Annotated in this window: 17 protein-coding genes; 2 read left to right on the top strand and 15 right to left on the bottom strand. The window is 33.9% G+C overall.

From position 1 onward, the window contains the following. Positions 1–204: 204 nt before the first annotated feature. The 12 genes from atpG to V7719_RS11000 form a co-directional block, all read right to left on the bottom strand. The gene (atpG, locus tag V7719_RS11050) at positions 205–1,065 is read right to left on the bottom strand and encodes an ATP synthase F1 subunit gamma (RefSeq protein ID WP_335729965.1); all 861 of its coding nucleotides are present in this window, start codon (positions 1,063–1,065) and stop codon (positions 205–207) included. A gap of 51 nt (positions 1,066–1,116) precedes the next feature. Further along, a complete protein-coding gene (gene atpA / locus V7719_RS11045; protein WP_335729964.1) occupies positions 1,117–2,697 on the bottom strand; it encodes a F0F1 ATP synthase subunit alpha in 1,581 nt (526 codons plus the stop codon). Between the two features lie 26 nt (positions 2,698–2,723). Then, complete coding sequence (atpH, locus tag V7719_RS11040; protein WP_335729963.1) at positions 2,724–3,260, bottom strand: ATP synthase F1 subunit delta; 537 nt, start codon at positions 3,258–3,260, stop codon at positions 2,724–2,726. Positions 3,261–3,265: 5 nt separating this feature from the next. Beyond that, entirely contained in the window at positions 3,266–3,760 is a 495-nt protein-coding gene (locus V7719_RS11035; protein WP_335729962.1) for a F0F1 ATP synthase subunit B, read from the bottom strand. A 76-nt stretch (positions 3,761–3,836) separates the two neighbouring features. Then, positions 3,837–4,046 carry an ATP synthase F0 subunit C gene (gene atpE / locus V7719_RS11030; RefSeq protein WP_230934552.1) on the bottom strand — a complete coding sequence of 70 codons (210 nt, stop codon included), beginning with the start codon at positions 4,044–4,046 and terminating at the stop codon, positions 3,837–3,839. A 20-nt stretch (positions 4,047–4,066) separates the two neighbouring features. Beyond that, positions 4,067–5,149: a F0F1 ATP synthase subunit A gene (gene atpB / locus V7719_RS11025; RefSeq protein WP_335729961.1), complete on the bottom strand. Its 1,083-nt coding sequence runs from the start codon at positions 5,147–5,149 to the stop codon at positions 4,067–4,069. Positions 5,150–5,276: 127 nt separating this feature from the next. Beyond that, on the bottom strand, positions 5,277–5,675 hold the full coding sequence (locus V7719_RS11020; RefSeq protein WP_335729960.1) for a hypothetical protein: 399 nt from the start codon (positions 5,673–5,675) through the stop codon (positions 5,277–5,279). 3 nt (positions 5,676–5,678) lie between these two features. Next, positions 5,679–5,948, bottom strand: a complete 270-nt coding sequence (locus V7719_RS18800; protein ID WP_442969077.1) for an AtpZ/AtpI family protein — start codon at positions 5,946–5,948, stop codon at positions 5,679–5,681. Beyond that, positions 5,875–6,330, bottom strand: a complete 456-nt coding sequence (locus V7719_RS11015; RefSeq protein ID WP_335729959.1) for a bactofilin family protein — start codon at positions 6,328–6,330, stop codon at positions 5,875–5,877. Before V7719_RS11015 ends, V7719_RS18800 begins: the two co-directional genes overlap by 74 nt. Before the next feature lie 10 nt (positions 6,331–6,340). Continuing rightward, positions 6,341–8,905 (bottom strand): type IX secretion system periplasmic lipoprotein PorW/SprE, encoded by a 2,565-nt coding sequence (gene porW, locus V7719_RS11010; protein ID WP_335729958.1) that lies wholly within the window; start codon positions 8,903–8,905, stop codon positions 6,341–6,343. Between the two features lie 123 nt (positions 8,906–9,028). Then, on the bottom strand, positions 9,029–9,736 hold the full coding sequence (locus V7719_RS11005; RefSeq protein ID WP_335729957.1) for an ABC transporter ATP-binding protein: 708 nt from the start codon (positions 9,734–9,736) through the stop codon (positions 9,029–9,031). Positions 9,737–9,761: 25 nt separating this feature from the next. Further along, a complete protein-coding gene (locus tag V7719_RS11000; protein WP_335729956.1) occupies positions 9,762–11,237 on the bottom strand; it encodes a DUF5687 family protein in 1,476 nt (491 codons plus the stop codon). Positions 11,238–11,340: 103 nt separating this feature from the next. On the opposite strand from V7719_RS11000, the gene V7719_RS10995 reads away from it, so the two are divergent. Further along, on the top strand, positions 11,341–12,396 hold the full coding sequence (locus V7719_RS10995) for a ferredoxin--NADP reductase (protein ID WP_335729955.1): 1,056 nt from the start codon (positions 11,341–11,343) through the stop codon (positions 12,394–12,396). A 184-nt stretch (positions 12,397–12,580) separates the two neighbouring features. On the opposite strand, the gene V7719_RS10990 is transcribed toward V7719_RS10995, so the two are convergent. Both V7719_RS10990 and V7719_RS10985 read right to left on the bottom strand, forming a co-directional pair. Then, positions 12,581–13,600 (bottom strand): glycosyltransferase family 9 protein, encoded by a 1,020-nt coding sequence (locus tag V7719_RS10990; protein WP_335729954.1) that lies wholly within the window; start codon positions 13,598–13,600, stop codon positions 12,581–12,583. A gap of 75 nt (positions 13,601–13,675) precedes the next feature. Beyond that, the gene (locus V7719_RS10985; protein ID WP_335729953.1) at positions 13,676–14,284 is read right to left on the bottom strand and encodes a DUF4254 domain-containing protein; all 609 of its coding nucleotides are present in this window, start codon (positions 14,282–14,284) and stop codon (positions 13,676–13,678) included. A 71-nt stretch (positions 14,285–14,355) separates the two neighbouring features. On the opposite strand from V7719_RS10985, the gene upp reads away from it, so the two are divergent. Then, complete coding sequence (gene upp / locus V7719_RS10980; RefSeq protein WP_335729952.1) at positions 14,356–15,015, top strand: uracil phosphoribosyltransferase; 660 nt, start codon at positions 14,356–14,358, stop codon at positions 15,013–15,015. Here upp and V7719_RS10975 read toward each other — a convergent pair. Next, on the bottom strand, positions 15,004–15,927 hold the full coding sequence (locus V7719_RS10975) for a DUF6427 family protein (RefSeq protein ID WP_335729951.1): 924 nt from the start codon (positions 15,925–15,927) through the stop codon (positions 15,004–15,006). The two genes, upp and V7719_RS10975, sit on opposite strands and share 12 nt — an antisense overlap. Positions 15,928–15,993: the final 66 nt, after the last annotated feature.

The raw sequence follows: 15,993 nt of genomic DNA, 5'->3' as shown, positions 1-15,993 counted from the left end.
AGCGTGTGATATGCTTTTTGATTTTTAGAAAGAGCTATAGAATCATATAATGTATCACCTATAAATAATTAATATCAAAAAAAAACCAACTCTTACGAGTTGGGTTTTATAATTTATGTGAGATGCTAAAATCAAAGATTCATGAATACTTTAATCTAAAATAGATGTTTATGAATAAACAAGTTTAGCATGACGAAGTATACATTAGTTATTCAATGCTTCAGCTCCACCAACTATCTCAAGGATTTCGTTAGTAATTGCCGCTTGACGTGCTTTATTATATGTCAACTTCAATTGATCTCTTAGCTCTGTCGCATTATCTGTTGCTTTATGCATTGCAGTCATACGTGCACCATGCTCTGAAGCGAAACTATCTCTAATAGACTTGTATAATTGTGTCTTTAATGACTTCGGAATAAGTTGCTCAACGATTTCCGTTTTTGAAGGTTCAAAAATGTAATCTGCATTGGTATTAGCTTCACCTTCCATCGGAACAATTGGTAAAAATTGTTCGGTCATTATAATTTGTGTAGCTGCATTTTTAAATTTGTTATAGATCACTTCGATTTTATCAAAATCGCCTTCTACAAATTTATCCATTAGCACTTCAGCAATTTCAGCGACGTTATCAAAAGTTAAATCATCAAAAACTTCACTTCTGTTAGCGATAACATCGTTTATTTTTTTCAATGCATCATTTCCTTTTTTCCCGATAGCGAAATAAGACACTTCCTGGTTAGCATATTTTTCAGTAGCAAGATTTGTAACCGCTTTAATGATGTTAGAGTTAAAAGCGCCTGCCAAACCTCTATTAGAAGTAATCACGACTAATAATACTTTTTTAACCTCACGTTGATTTGCAAATTTACTACTCGAATCACCTTCTAAAGTCGCACTCAAGCTCTGTAAAAGCTCTGTCAACTTATCAGAATATGGACGCATTGCAGTAATTGCATCTTGAGCTTTCTTCAATTTTGCAGCAGATACCATTTTCATGGCACTAGTAATCTGCATCGTAGACGACACTGAAGATATTCTGTTACGTATTTCTTTTAAGTTTGCCATATTTCAAAATATGAAAATATTCCTGTTCTTATTAGAGAACAGGAATGTTAATTATGCTCTATATTTTCCTGATAAATCTTTAGCTACAGATGTCAATGTATCGATAACTTCATCAGTTAATTTTCCTGCTTTTAAAGTGCTTAATACATCTGCATGCTTCGCTTTTAAGAACTCCAGGTAATCTCTTTGGAATTCTTTTACTTTATTTACAGGAACGTCTCTTAATAAGTTTTTAGATCCTGCATAAATAATTGCAACTTGATCTTCAACTGTAAACGGGTCATTTTGTGCTTGCTTTAAAATCTCAACGTTACGTTTTCCTTTTTCAATTACGTTTAAAGTTACAGCATCTAAATCTGAACCAAACTTAGCAAACGCTTCTAATTCACGATACTGTGCTTGATCTAGTTTTAATGTCCCTGCTACTTTTTTCATAGATTTGATTTGTGCGTTACCACCAACACGAGATACAGAAATACCTACGTTAATTGCTGGACGAACACCAGAGTTAAATAAATCACCATCTAAGAAAATCTGTCCATCTGTAATCGAAATTACGTTTGTTGGAATATATGCGGAAACGTCACCTGCTTGTGTTTCAATAATTGGCAATGCTGTTAAAGAACCTCCTCCTTTTACGATTGGTTTTAATGAATCTGGAAGATCATTCATTTCTTTAGCAATGGCATCATTATTAATGATTTTTGCAGAACGTTCTAATAATCTAGAGTGTAAGTAGAAAACATCACCAGGATACGCTTCACGTCCTGGAGGACGACGTAATAATAAAGACACTTCACGATACGCTACAGCTTGCTTTGATAAATCATCAAATACAATTAAAGCTGGACGACCAGTATCTCTAAAGTACTCTCCAATAGATGCTCCTGTAAAAGGCGCATAAACTTGCATTGCAGCAGGATCTGATGCATTTGCAGCTACTATTGTTGTGTAAGCTAAAGCTCCTTTTTCTTCAAGAGTTTTAGCAATTAATGCTACCGTAGATGCTTTTTGCCCCACAGCAACATATATACAATATACAGGATTTCCTGCATCGTAAAATTCTTTTTGATTTAAGATTGCATCGATACAAACAGCCGTTTTACCAGTTTGTCTGTCACCAATAACCAACTCACGTTGACCTCTACCAACTGGAATCATCGCATCAATTGCTTTAATTCCTGTTTGTAATGGCTCAGTTACTGGCTCTCTGAAGATAACACCAGGAGCTTTACGCTCTAAAGGCATTTCATAAGTTTCACCTACAATTGGTCCTTTACCATCAATAGGGGTACCTAAAGTATCTACAACACGACCAACAATACCTTCACCTACATTAACAGATGCGATGCGTTCAGTACGTTTTACTGTAGACCCTTCTCTTACTCCTACTGAAGTTCCCAATAATACAATACCTACGTTATCTTCTTCTAGGTTTAATACTATACCTTCTAAACCGCCATCGAATTCTACTAACTCACCATATTGAGCGTTAGCTAATCCGTAAGCACGTACAATACCATCACCTACTGTTAATACTGTTCCAACTTCGTCTAATGAAGCTCCTGCCTCAAAACCCGCAAGTTGTTGTTTTAAGATTGCTGATATTTCAGCTGGTTTTACTTCTGCCATCTTATTGTTTATTTAGATAAAATATCTTAGTTTAATGTAAATTCTCTTTTTAATGTATTCAATTTGTTTGCTATACTAGCATTATATTGAATGTCTCCAACACGTAGAACGAAGCCTCCTAAGATATCTTCATCTATAATATTTTCAACCTCAACATCTTTTCCTGTAAGCTCCTTAACCTTAGCCAAAACCTTAACTCTTAAATCGTCTGTTAAAGGAACTGCAGTCGTTACTTTTGCAACTTGTGTTCCTTTCAATTCATCGTACAAACGGTTATAACTAGACGCTACATCACTTAAAAGCACTAACCTTTTGTTGGTAATCAAGGTGTCAATCAAATTAGCAATCATAACATTAGAGCCTTTAAAAACTTCTAATAATACGGCTTTCTTATCTGATGACTTTACTACAGGACTTTGAAGCATATCACTTAAGTCTTTGCTTTTTGCCATAGTAGTAGCAATTAACTTCATATCATTATTCACAACCTCAGCTGCTTTTTGATCTGATGCTAAGCTTAAAACTGCTTTTGCGTAACGTATTGCTGCTCTTGCTCCTGCCATTGTTCTTAGTTTAGTTTTGCTTCACTTAACATAGACTCCACTAATTCTAGTTGTTTGTCTTTATTAGATAATTCTTGACGCACTACTTTCTCAGCAATTTCTAATGATAAACCAGCCACGTGGTTTTTCAATTCTGCCATTGCAGATTTCTTTTCACTTTCGATAGCCATTTGAGCTTGCTCAATCATTTTATTTGCTTGCTCTTGTGCTTCTTCTTTAGCATCAGCGATCATCTTTGCTTTAATCTCACGAGCTTCTTTTAACATTGATTCTCTCTCAAACCTCGCTTCTTTTAAGATACGCTCATTATCCGCTGTTAAATTTTCCATCTCTTTACGAGCATTTACAGCAGACGCTAATGCATCTTTGATACCTTCTTCTCTATCACTAACAGCGCCTAAAATAGGCTTCCATGCAAATTTTCTTAAGATTAGAAGCAAGAACAAAAATGTAATTGCTGTCCAAAATACGAGACCAAATTCAGGTGTAATTAAATCCATTTCTTTTTGTTTTAAATAACTTAAATTTTAAAAGACACAGAAGCAACCAACCGTTACTTCTGTGTTTTTCTAGTTTTTACCCTTGTAAGAAAGCAACAACAACACCAAATAGTGCTACCGCTTCTACGAAGGCTGCTAAAATTAATGCAGAAGATTGGATCTTTCCGTGCATTTCTGGTTGACGAGCCATTGCATCCATAGCAGACCCACCAATTTTACCAATACCAACACCAGCTCCAATAGCTGCTAAACCAGCTCCAATAGCTGCAATTCCAGTAATAGTCATAGTTATAAAATTTAAATTAATTAATGATGATCTTCAGTTGCCATACCAAAATAAAGGGCTGACAATATTGTAAATATATATGCTTGTATTGCTGTTACAATAATTTCAATAACTGTAATAAACAATGAAAATGCTATAGATACTGGAGCGATTGCTACAGACTTAAACACAAATATTAATGACATTAATGCTAATATGATAACGTGTCCTGCTGTAATGTTTGCAAACAAACGAATCATTAACGAAATTGGTTTTACAAACATTCCGATAATTTCAATTGGCATTAAAAATATTTTCATTGGCACAGGTACTCCTGGCATCCAAAAGATGTGTTTCCAGTAATTAGAGTTTCCGCTTATTGTTGTAATGATAAAGGTAAAAACGGCAAGTGTAAATGTAAAGGCAATGTTTCCACTTAAGTTAGCGCCATTTAAGATTGGAATTAATCCAAAAATGTTATTAATCCAAATAAAGAAAAATATGGTTAATAAGTAAGGCATATACTTTTTGTATTTGTGCTCACCAATCATTGGTTTTCCAATTTCATCTCTAACAAATACAACAAGTGGCTCTACAAATGCTGCGATTCCAGTTGGAACACCATCCTTAGATTTTTTATAACTTCTGGCTGCTGTAAGGAATATTAATAATAACACGACTACAGACACCCACATCATGAATACATTTCTTGTGATAGAAAAATTTAAAGGTTTGTGAGCGTTGGTTGGGTGATCTTCAACATCAAACGCAACAGCAGTAGCACTGCCATCTAACTGATAGATTTTTTCGTGAAGCTTCACGAATTTCCCTCCATTAGCTGTAACAATTTCTTTACCTTCATCATCATGATGAAACTGACTTGAAGAAAAAGTTGTTAAACCGTTATCTGTCCAGAGTATAATTGGTAACGATAATGAAACCGGTTTACCTTTCCAATCCCATAAGTGAAATTCATGAGCATCTTTTACGTGATGCAAAATCATTTCTTTTGGATTGAACTCTTCTCCTTCTTGAGGATCACTATCTTCAGATGCATATCCAGCAAATGAAATTGCTAAAAATAGCACTGAAAATAATACGTTTTTATAAGTGTTTAATTTCATCGTGTATCGCTTAAAAATACGCTGCTTTAAATTCGGTGCAAATGTACGTACATTATATTAATTGTCAAACAATAATTCGATGATTATTTAATGTCTTCGTTTTATAGAAATCGTAAGATTAGAATCGTTATTTTTTCTGAAGAAATTTTACTACCGAATACACTTCAAAAGCGAGAAAAATGAAGTACGGAATAAAGAAATTGGCTAAATCAACCCCTTTTTGTTCTGGTTTAGATAAAACCCATGGTAATAAAAACACCATGGTTAATATCATTTTAAAAAGCATTCCTAAGATAAACGTATTGAAAACTTCTGTCTTTCCAATAGAGTCTCGGTAATTTATTAATGTGTATATAATGACAACTGTTATAATATGGAAAACATAAATCTGCCACAACGGAAAAAACAAAATAACCTCTTTTGCAAAATGATAATTAAGGTAGCCGTGAGCTCCAAATAATAAAGCCGTTAAAGCGATAAGCTGAATAAGAAAATTGGTTTCTCTCTTTTTAAAAAGGTCGTTCATGAACTAATCGTCTTTTGAAGCTGCAATAATACGTCTTATTATGTAAATTATAGATAAAATCACAGAGGATAGCGAACCCGCAAGCGTGTAGAGGTTGTGCTCGTTTGGGTACTTTTCGTCCAGCCTATAACCAATAAAAGTACCAAAACCTATAATGGCAACCATTTGAACTACGATTCCAGAAAGTCTTGTGTAAGTATTAAACGGTTTGTCCTTTTTCTGGACTTGGTCGCTGTGGTCTTTGGATGGTTGATTGTTGTCCTGGTGCTCCATTTCCATTGTTTGACTCTTTTATTGAACCTTTCATAGAACAGGTTGCATTAAATGTTGCCCCTGGTTCTACCGCTAATTTACCTACAATCACTTCGCCTTCAACATGCGCAGAAGACTTAAGAGATAAGGTGTCTGACAATAATAATTTGCCCATAAACTTCCCTTCAATATCTGCGTTAGCACTTTTTAAAGTTCCGTTAATGATTCCTGTTTTGCCAATAACCACTTTTCCTGGTGTTTTGATATTTCCTTGAATTGATCCTTCAATTCTGAAATCCCCTTCGCTAATAATATCTCCTGTAATTACAGTTCCTTTAGCTATTGTGTTTTGGTTTGAAATTGTTTCTGAAGCCATACGTCTTGTTTTTTTATCTGAAAACATAGGTCTAATTTTATTGAGATTCTAAGTATTCGTTTAAGTTTTTATGTCGTTGTACAATTTCGTAGTTGGGCGAAGAAATTGAATAAAAATTTCGGTCAATTTTATCTTTATTTTCTTTTAGGATTTCCGCAAAACCTGCTGCACCTTGAATACTTGTCAATCCGTGAACAACTACAAAAACCGTATTGGCATCATAAAGATCAACAGATGTAGACAAATCAAAATAGTTAACTTTTGAAATCGCGTCATCTAACTGTTTTACAAATTCTTCAATTTGATCCTTTTCATCGTTTGCAAATGGATAGAGCACATTGAAATGCTTGGCAGTATCATTACTCACAAACTCTTTCTTTGCAAGGAAAGGAATCACCTTCTGCATAATCTCTTGAGCTCTTTTTCCTTCTTCGGAATTTGGATACGTTAAGGCCACAAAATTGACCCCTTTTTTATAAGCTTCAAATCCATTTAATCGTCCGTTTGCAGATGCTTTTAAAATTTCGAATTTAGGTACCATAGGATCACCTTCAAACTGAGTGATATACCCATCTGCTTGCTGAACGACTTGTGCGTAATTTTGGTCACCAAACTGTTTAAATAATCCTTCGTATAAACTTTCTGGACTGTTTTCATCCTTAGCAAATTCTGATTTAGGATTCAGTAATATTTTTGCATAACGTGAGTCTGGGTAATTAGACACGATATCATCCTTCATTGCATTGGCTTTGCTACTCATCCCTAAGGCTTCGTAAATCTTTTGCAGATTATATTTTGAAGGTAATATTAAGCGGTCTTCAGGATTGTTTTGCAGTAATTTTTCAAGTTTTGCTCTTGCCAATTCGTACTCTTTAAACTTCTCTTTGTAAATCACACCTAACTGGTAGTAAGCGTAGTTTCGGTCTTTAGCAATGCTATCGATGACTTTTTGATCTGAAGGTATTTTAGACGTATAAAACTCAGGGTCAAAACGTTCTTCTTCCGAAGCATTAGCCACAACATCTACCGTTTCAATAGTGTTATTCCCTCTAGTTTTGGTGTCAGACAGTCTCCAATTATCTTTTAATTCTCTATTTCCCCAAATTTTTACAAACTCGTTTTTACCATAGGAAACTGTTATAGGGTTGTAAAAGTAAAACTCACTCTTACTACTTTTCGCATTAGGATCAGCACGTTGTGATTTCCCTTTTGGGTTTCCAATTTTGTTGTCAACCGTTTTAAGACCTGAATTAGAATTTTGACGCTCTTCGGCTTCGGCTTTTTCCTGTTCTGCTTCAGTAATGACTTTTAATTCTTCTATGTAGGTTGTGAAATAGGCTAGTCTTTCTTCTTTAGAAAAGTTAACTAATCTCAAAATACTGTCATTTGCCTGAGCAACATCTTCATAATAAATAACATCATCAAGATTTTCACGTTTTCGATTTATGATACGATATGGCTTAGAATTAAGTTTCATATTCGTCATTGTACTATCATAATATGCGCCAGCTATTTTATATCTAGCCTCATCAAAACTCATGTCGCCAAGCGTTTCATAATCTCTCGACATCAATTCCTTATCTCCTAGGTTTGTTCGTAAAGATTTATTGTAATTAGCCACTGCTAACGAATCCCTTTGGTTCGTTCTATGGAATTCAGCTATGCGGTAATAAATTTTGTCTAAAAACGGACGATTTTCACGGTCTTCTTCTAAATCGGTAAGATATTCTAAGAATTCTATTTGATTTTCGGCTTCCATGTCAAAGTTATTTGACTTTGCCAAATGCGCATTGATGTAGTAAGGTCTCGGAATTTTACGATGCATCTCGATGACTTTATCATACGCAATGTTTGCGCTGTCTTTCTCACCAAATTCATTGTATAATTGTCCGATGATATAGTTGAAACGCGCCTTCTCTTTGTTTTTCTTAGTATACTCTGCAGCAATCGATAATTGTGTTAAGGCGCTATCTTTAGCTTTAATGTTGATGTATGCCTGAGCAAGCATTGACGTCGCATCTGCCAAATCTTGAGCTTCTAGTTCTTCTTGATCTAAAAGGCGCTTAAGGTTCTTGATTGCTAACTCATTATTTTCTAAACGAATGTTTGTTTTTTCTCTCCAGACTTTAGCTGTATTGATTTTATCACTCGCAGGGTATTTGAATAGAATGTAATTAAATGCTTCTAATGCAGGCACAAAACGTTGATCAAAATAGCGTGCTTGTCCCAACAATAAATAAGATTCATCAATTTGCGGATTGTACTCCTTTCCTTTGATGTTCATCCCATGCTTTTGTACGGCTTTGATTGCTTTTTCTTCAGCACGTTCAAAATCTTGGTTTTTAGATTGACCTGGTAATACAATTTCGTCGGTAACTTGCATGCGTTCTATTGGAAGCATTTCCCAATAGTTATCGGTTGCAGCATTATCAACGGTTTCTCGTCCTTTCTCTAAAGCAATATTCCCGTTATAGAGAACATTATACTTCGTGCCTAAGGCATGAAAATTTCGATTAATAAACGTGTCTTTTTTGCGCGAACAACTGGTAACAACAATTGTAAGGCAAAGCAGTGATATGATGAGTTTTAAAGATGTATTCAAGTGGTTTAGTTTTTGTAAATACTATAACTAAAATCGCTTGCATATATTATGCAATGCTGTAAAAATAAGCATCTTTTTCAATTATCTCCGAAAAATGGTAGGTTTTTAGATGTATCGTGTAGGCTAAATTACCTCAGAACCTGCAAAATGTGCTTCTAATTCTTTTAATGTTGCCTCGTTGGTTGCCAAATCTTTAATGATCTCGCCTTTTTCTAAAACAACAATACGCTCACACACATCAGTTACATGCATTAAATCGTGACTAGACACTAGAACAGTAACACCTTGTTTTTGGGCTAAGTTTTTAATGATCCCTTTTAAACGTATTTGTGTGGTCGGATCTAAATTAGCAAAAGGCTCATCCAGAATAATAACTTCCGGATTACCAATCAAAGCGCCAACAATTCCCGCCTTTTTCTGGTTTCCTTTACTAAGGTCTCTTAAATACTTTTTCTGACCTAAAATTTCACCATGGAAAAAATCTTCAAACTGAGATACTAAAGCATCTACATCTGCTTTGTTTTGTCCACGAAGCTCACCGATAAAATAAAAATATTCTTCCGCAGTTAAATAACCAATTAGAAAGCTTTCATCAATAAAAGAGGAGGTAAATGGTTTCCAATCTTCACTTTCGTGAACCAGAACATTATTGTTTTTAATGTGTCCTGTAGTTGGCTGAATTAAGTCAAGCAACAAACTAAAATAAGTAGTTTTTCCTGCGCCATTGTTACCCACTAATCCGAAACTTTGGCCTTTTGGAATGTCAAGGTTTTCGATATGTAATACTGAAACGCCGTTATATTTTTTTGATAGGTTTGAAGTTGTTATCATTAGTGTTGTGTGTTTTAAATTCTAATTATTTTTTTTCGCTAAATGCTGCAATGGTCTTGTATTTTCCTTTTTGATATACTTGCTCTATTTTATTTAAGAAAAAGTTTTTAAACACAATTCCAATAACTCCAGATAATGCTAACGCTATAAGTCCTGCATTAAAGCTGATAAAATGATAAGGTATAAAAAAGATTATTATTGGTAATATCATTTTTGGTAATGCAATAAGCAGTTGCGTTGGGTTAAAACCATTAGTATTGCTAAAGGCTTTTGCCTTTGTATCTAATTCTATTGGGACTCTGTTCAAGGCGCCTCCAAATAAAGTGATAAATGTGTTTAGACCAATATTAAATAATGCACCAGCGGCTATTATTAAATAAATATCCACACCAAAATATAAGTAAGGTGTACTTAATATAAATGCAACAATTACTGCAAAAACCATTAAATACCATTTAGATTCTAAATATTGTCTATAGGGAATATTTTGACTCATTAAAAGTTTATAATATTCACTATCCCAAGATGGCACCAATTGACCAAAGCTTAAAAGAAATCCACCGGTAATAAATATTGAAGCAAAACCTAATAAATAAGGCATCTCTTCAATGTACACTTTTTGAGTGAAAAAGAATAAACCATAAAACAAGAAGAAAAATGACATTAATACCACTTGTTTTGGTCTTGCATTACGTGTAATCATTTTTATATCATTTTTAAGAAAAGGAGCAACGCTTCCAAAACGATCTATCCATGATAAATCAGTTGCATTTACTTCTTTTATTTTCTTAGATATTGCACCATCTAAATAAAAACCTCTTCTTATAAAATCAAAATTCACTTTATATAACCCAAATGCTATTAACAATGGTATGATTGCCAAATAAGGCTGATTATACAATCCATTAAAGATTTCTCCAACCGGTTCTGTGATATCAAAAATGTTAAAATACCTCAATGCTACAATTGCAATCACCACAAATGCAATACCATAAAAAACTGTATTGCTTTTATTAATTAAAAAATTCAGAAAGTTAATAGACATGGTAATACACATTAAAGCGAAAAACCATAAGATGACATTAGCTACTGGATAACCCTGAAATAATAATACAATAGAAAAGGGAAGAAGTAATAATGGTGAAATAAAATTGAAAAACGAAAGCATTGTTTTTCCCAAAAGATAATGAATAACCGTATTTCTTTTTATCGGAATAATCATTAATGGCTTAATATTCATTACAGGTAGTTGCTGCATAAAATACCGAATCATTAACTCAAATAATATCCAATAGATTAAGTAATTGTTTACCATAACTATTGGATCTATATCTGGAAATAGTTTTTTAAGTCCAAAGAACATTACGCCTCCAAGAATAATTGCCATTCCTCCAAAATATAAAACTGCCAATAAAAGTAAAATTTTTATGGCAATCCCTTTTTGAAAATAAGAAGCTCTTCTAAATTGTTTCCACTCTAAACCTAAAAAACGTTTAATCATAATTTTTGATTGTATTACAAGGGTTAGTAATATTAATACACTTTTTGTTACAAACAAAACCAAATTCAGTATTCGATTTCTTACTTTTGAAAAAAACATTCCTATGTCAAAATTTCACTCACTCAAGATAAAAAAATTAGAACGCTTAACAGAAAAGTCTATTTCTATTAGTTTTGATATTCCTCAACATTTAAAAACTGATTTTATTTTTAAAGCCGGACAATACATCACGTTAAAATCTACTATTAATGGAAACGAGGTTCGACGAGATTATTCCCTTTGCTCATCCCCTAAGAGTGGCGTGTTAAAAGTTGCTGTAAAAGAAGTTGAAGATGGTACATTTTCATCTTATGCTAATACCCAATTAAATGTTGGTGATGTTTTAGAAGTGGCACCACCAAAAGGTCGTTTTGTATTTGAGCCTAACGATTCTAAAACTAAAAACATAGCCTTGTTTGCAGCTGGAAGTGGTATCACTCCTGTATTAAGTATTATAAAATGTGCTTTGGAAGAGGAAGTCATGAGTAAAGTTATTTTGGTCTACGGAAATAAGAACACAAAGGAAACAATGTTCTTAAATGAGTTGCTTGAGCTTCAACATCAATACAGTTCTCGCCTTTCGGTACAATTTGTTTTTAGTCAAGCCGATGAAAATGACTCTATTTTTGGTCGTATTGAAAAAAGTACTGTGAATTATGTGATGAAAAACAAGTATAAGCACATTGATGTCGACGCTTATTATCTATGTGGCCCCGAAGCTATGATACACACCGTAAAAGATGTATTAACCGAACATGATATCGATGAAGAACGTATACACTTTGAGTTATTTAAAGCAGCCAAACCTGCCGAAATAGAGGAAACAACGGTAACAAATGGCAAAACAAAGATTACTGTTCTTTTAGATGACGAAACGGCAAGCTTTGAAATGTCACAAAAACAAACAGTACTAGAAGCTGCCTTGGATGAAGACATTGACGCCCCTTATTCTTGTCAAGGCGGAATTTGTAGTAGTTGCATTGCAAGAATTACAGAAGGAAAAGCCACAATGAGGCAAAATAACATCTTAACCGATGGCGAATTAGCTGAAGGATTAATATTGACCTGTCAGGCACAACCGACAACACCTACACTTTTTGTAAATTATGATGATGTTTAATAAACTGATAATTGCGTCTTTAATCGCATAAAGCAGGTGTTTTGTCGAAAAAACCATAGATATTCCTACAAACTCTTGATGGCTATTATTAATCAAAATACCTTCGCAACTGATTAGAATTTAAATCTTAGGGATTATCTATAAATTCTAAATCTTGCCTCATTCTTATGGAATGAGGCTTTTTTTATTTTAGATAGTTGGTAAGCTTTGAAGTAATTTGAATGGGGGAAATTGTTTTTATGGCATCTTGATAACCACTAGGGAATTTGTTACCATATACAGAGGTAGGGATTTTTGGATACTTGTTTTTGTCGGCTAAAATTGCTGAGTCTATCGTTTGATTAAACGGCAAGAAACCGGCATAAGGATGCGTCACTCCCCAAACCGTTATAACTTTTACACCCAACATAGCGGCCAAATGCGCATTACCAGAATCCATTGAAAGCATGATATCTAAATTGGAAATTATATCCAACTCTTCATCTAAAGAAAACTGACCCGCAATAGAGGTTACGTTATCAAACTTATTTGAAATCGCTTGTAGCATTTTAGCCTCATGATCTCCTGCTCCAAAAAGTAATACTTTGTAAGCTTTAGAGAGTGTTTCAATAACGTCTTCCATCAAATCTAGAGGATACATTTTCCCTTCAAAAGCAGCAAATGGGGCTATTCCAATCCATTTTTTAGCGTCTTGACCAACAATTTCAAGATATTTCGGACTTAAGTTTTTTGCCTTCGGAAATATGGGGTGATTTAAATCAATCGGAAATCCTAATGTTTTAAAAACATCCGCATAACGCTGATGAGTAGCTTTTAGCTGCTGAAATATTTCTCCACTTATTAAGGCTTTTTTCTCTTGTCGACCTTTATTAACTTGAACGACCCGCTTTCCGAAGAAAAAGAATTTTAAAATTTTACTTCGCAATACATTATGCAAATCTGCAACAACATCAACGTGTAATTTTTTAAGTTCTCTAGATAGTTTCCAAAGCCCTATAACACCTTTGTGTTTTCCCTTAATATCAGCCTCGAAAACCAAAACATTTGGAATGTCTTTAAAAAAAGGTTTAAAAAAAGGCTTGGTTAATACCGTAAGCTTTACTTCTGGGTATTGTGCCGTAAATGCTCGTAATACAGGAACGGTCATTGCAACATCTCCCATTGCTGAGAGTCGAATGATGAGGATGTGTTTTTGTGTTGGCATAAATCGAACGCCATATTGAGCGTTGTTAAAATCTGTTGTATCGAGATTCTTCGCTTTGCTCTGAATGACAGCTAATTACTTTTGAGATCGCAACACTGGATTAAGCTCGTCGTCGTTGTACATTTTCATTTGCTTATAAACTTTCATGTACTTATCTCCTTTTTGAATATCTTCTAAAAGTGTATCAATTGCGGTAGATAAATCAACACGTTGGTCCAATAAAACATCTAATTTCATTTGGCAAGCGTCTCGATGTCCTTCTGAAGCATCTACTCGAGTTGCTTCTTCATTCATATGATAGATTTTAAGTGCCAAAATTGATAATCTGTCAATTCCCCAAGCAGGGCTTTCTGTGTTAATTGTTGCGTCAGATTTTGGTGTTATCTCCTTATATTTCTCGAGGAAATAACCGTCTATGTATTCTACCATATCTGTCCTGTCTTGGTTAGAAGCGTCTATTTGGCGTTTCAATTTTAATGCAGCAACAGGGTCTATTTGTGGGTCACGAATAATATCTTCATAATGCCACTGAACAGTATCAATCCAACATTTTCTGTATAATAAATGCTCCAAAAGATTAGTGTCTTTTTCGTATATGTTACTAAATGGCTGATCGACCGTATTCACGATATGATATTTCGCTATAACATCCTGAAATATTTTATTAGCTTTTACTGAAAACATAATGTAAGATTTTAAAGTACAAATATATGAGTATTTATTAACTTTAGCGTTCATAAATGTAACACTAAGCCATGCACATTCACAATCTATCTCAAGAGCAATCTATTTTAAATTCTTTTATTTCTGAAATCAGGGATTCCAACATTCAAAGCGATCGTATGCGTTTTAGACGAAACATTGAGCGCATTGGTGAAATTCTGTGTTATGAAATGAGCAAAACCTTAGATTATAAATCTAAAACAATTACAACGCCTTTGGGTAAGAGTGATACAGAACTTTACAGTGATGAGATTGTATTGTGTTCCATTTTGAGAGCAGGTGTACCACTTCATAGCGGACTACTTAATTATTTTGATGATGCCGAAAACGCTTTTATTTCTGCTTACAGACATCATAAACACAATCCCGAAACTTTCGAAATCATTGTAGAATACCTGGCTTGTCCAAGTCTAGAGGGCAAAACACTCGTTCTTGCAGATCCAATGTTAGCTTCAGGGCAATCTATGGTTGCGACTTTTGAAGCACTCAAACCTTTTGGGACTCCAAAAAACATTCACTTGGTAAGTGTAATTGGTGCTCAAGATGGCGTTGATTTTGTGAGTAATCACTTCGGAAAAGACACGCATTTATGGATTGCTGCTATTGATAAAACCTTAAGCGACAAAGGTTATATTGTTCCTGGCTTGGGTGATGCTGGTGATTTAGCTTTTGGAAAAAAATTACAACAATAGTATCGCAACAGGTGTCAATATGATAACCCAAAGTAAGGTTTCCTTAAACCATTTTTCAGAAATAACTTCAAGATAATTAGTCATAATAATAGACAAAGGCGCAAACAAAAAGATGAATTCTCTGCCATCTTTAGAAGGTCCAACCGCTATAATTACTAATCCTAAAATTACTGTAATAATGATAAGCTTAAATGATGGCCTGTAGCTTTTCATTTGAGACTTTATGTTTTTGATATAGTAAAACAAAGCCCAAAGTCCAAAAGACAACAGTATCGTTGAACCAACAATAATTGGTTTCGAATTTAATGCGCTAAAATCTAAACTAAAATCAAATGATCCAGTTGCAAAACTTACGATATCAATTTCATTGATAATAAGATAAGAAATTAAAATCACAGCCACAGTAGCAATACCAAGGATAGGTATTAAATAATTTTTTAAATCGGTAATCGCATAAATTAATAGCGCTGCAAATACCAATACAAAAAACACTGAAGACCAAAAATAAAATAGTGTCGCTATAGAAATCCAAAACGATGCATCAAACAGTTTCTTTTTTATATCCTTTTGGGTTCTTAGACTTATGAGTCGACGTAAGGCAAGTAAAACAAAAAAGTTTGCGACGACTATTTGAGAGTTTAAAATCGTTTGGGGTAATATGGCAAAGAACAGTACAAATAAAACAATATTGTAACTGTTCTTTTTTGTGAGATTGTTTCGGGTAACTAAAAAATCAAAAACAAAAACAGATAGCAAACAAATTAAAAATAAACCTAATTGCTTTAAAGCAACTATAACATCAATATCTGTCGTTAGGATTTTAAATTTATTAACCACATAAACCAACAACAACATCAAACTGACTACGATGTAGTGAATTGGTTTTGATTTGCTAAAAAAATTTGAAATCATCGATGTAGATTAAAATGAAAAAAATACGTAATTTTGCACTGTAAATATATGATTATACCCTTGAAG

It is taken from the genome of Psychroserpens sp. (genome assembly GCF_036960315.1).
Classification (GTDB): domain Bacteria; phylum Bacteroidota; class Bacteroidia; order Flavobacteriales; family Flavobacteriaceae; genus Psychroserpens.
This window is presented reverse-complemented; position numbering and strand designations above follow the sequence as displayed.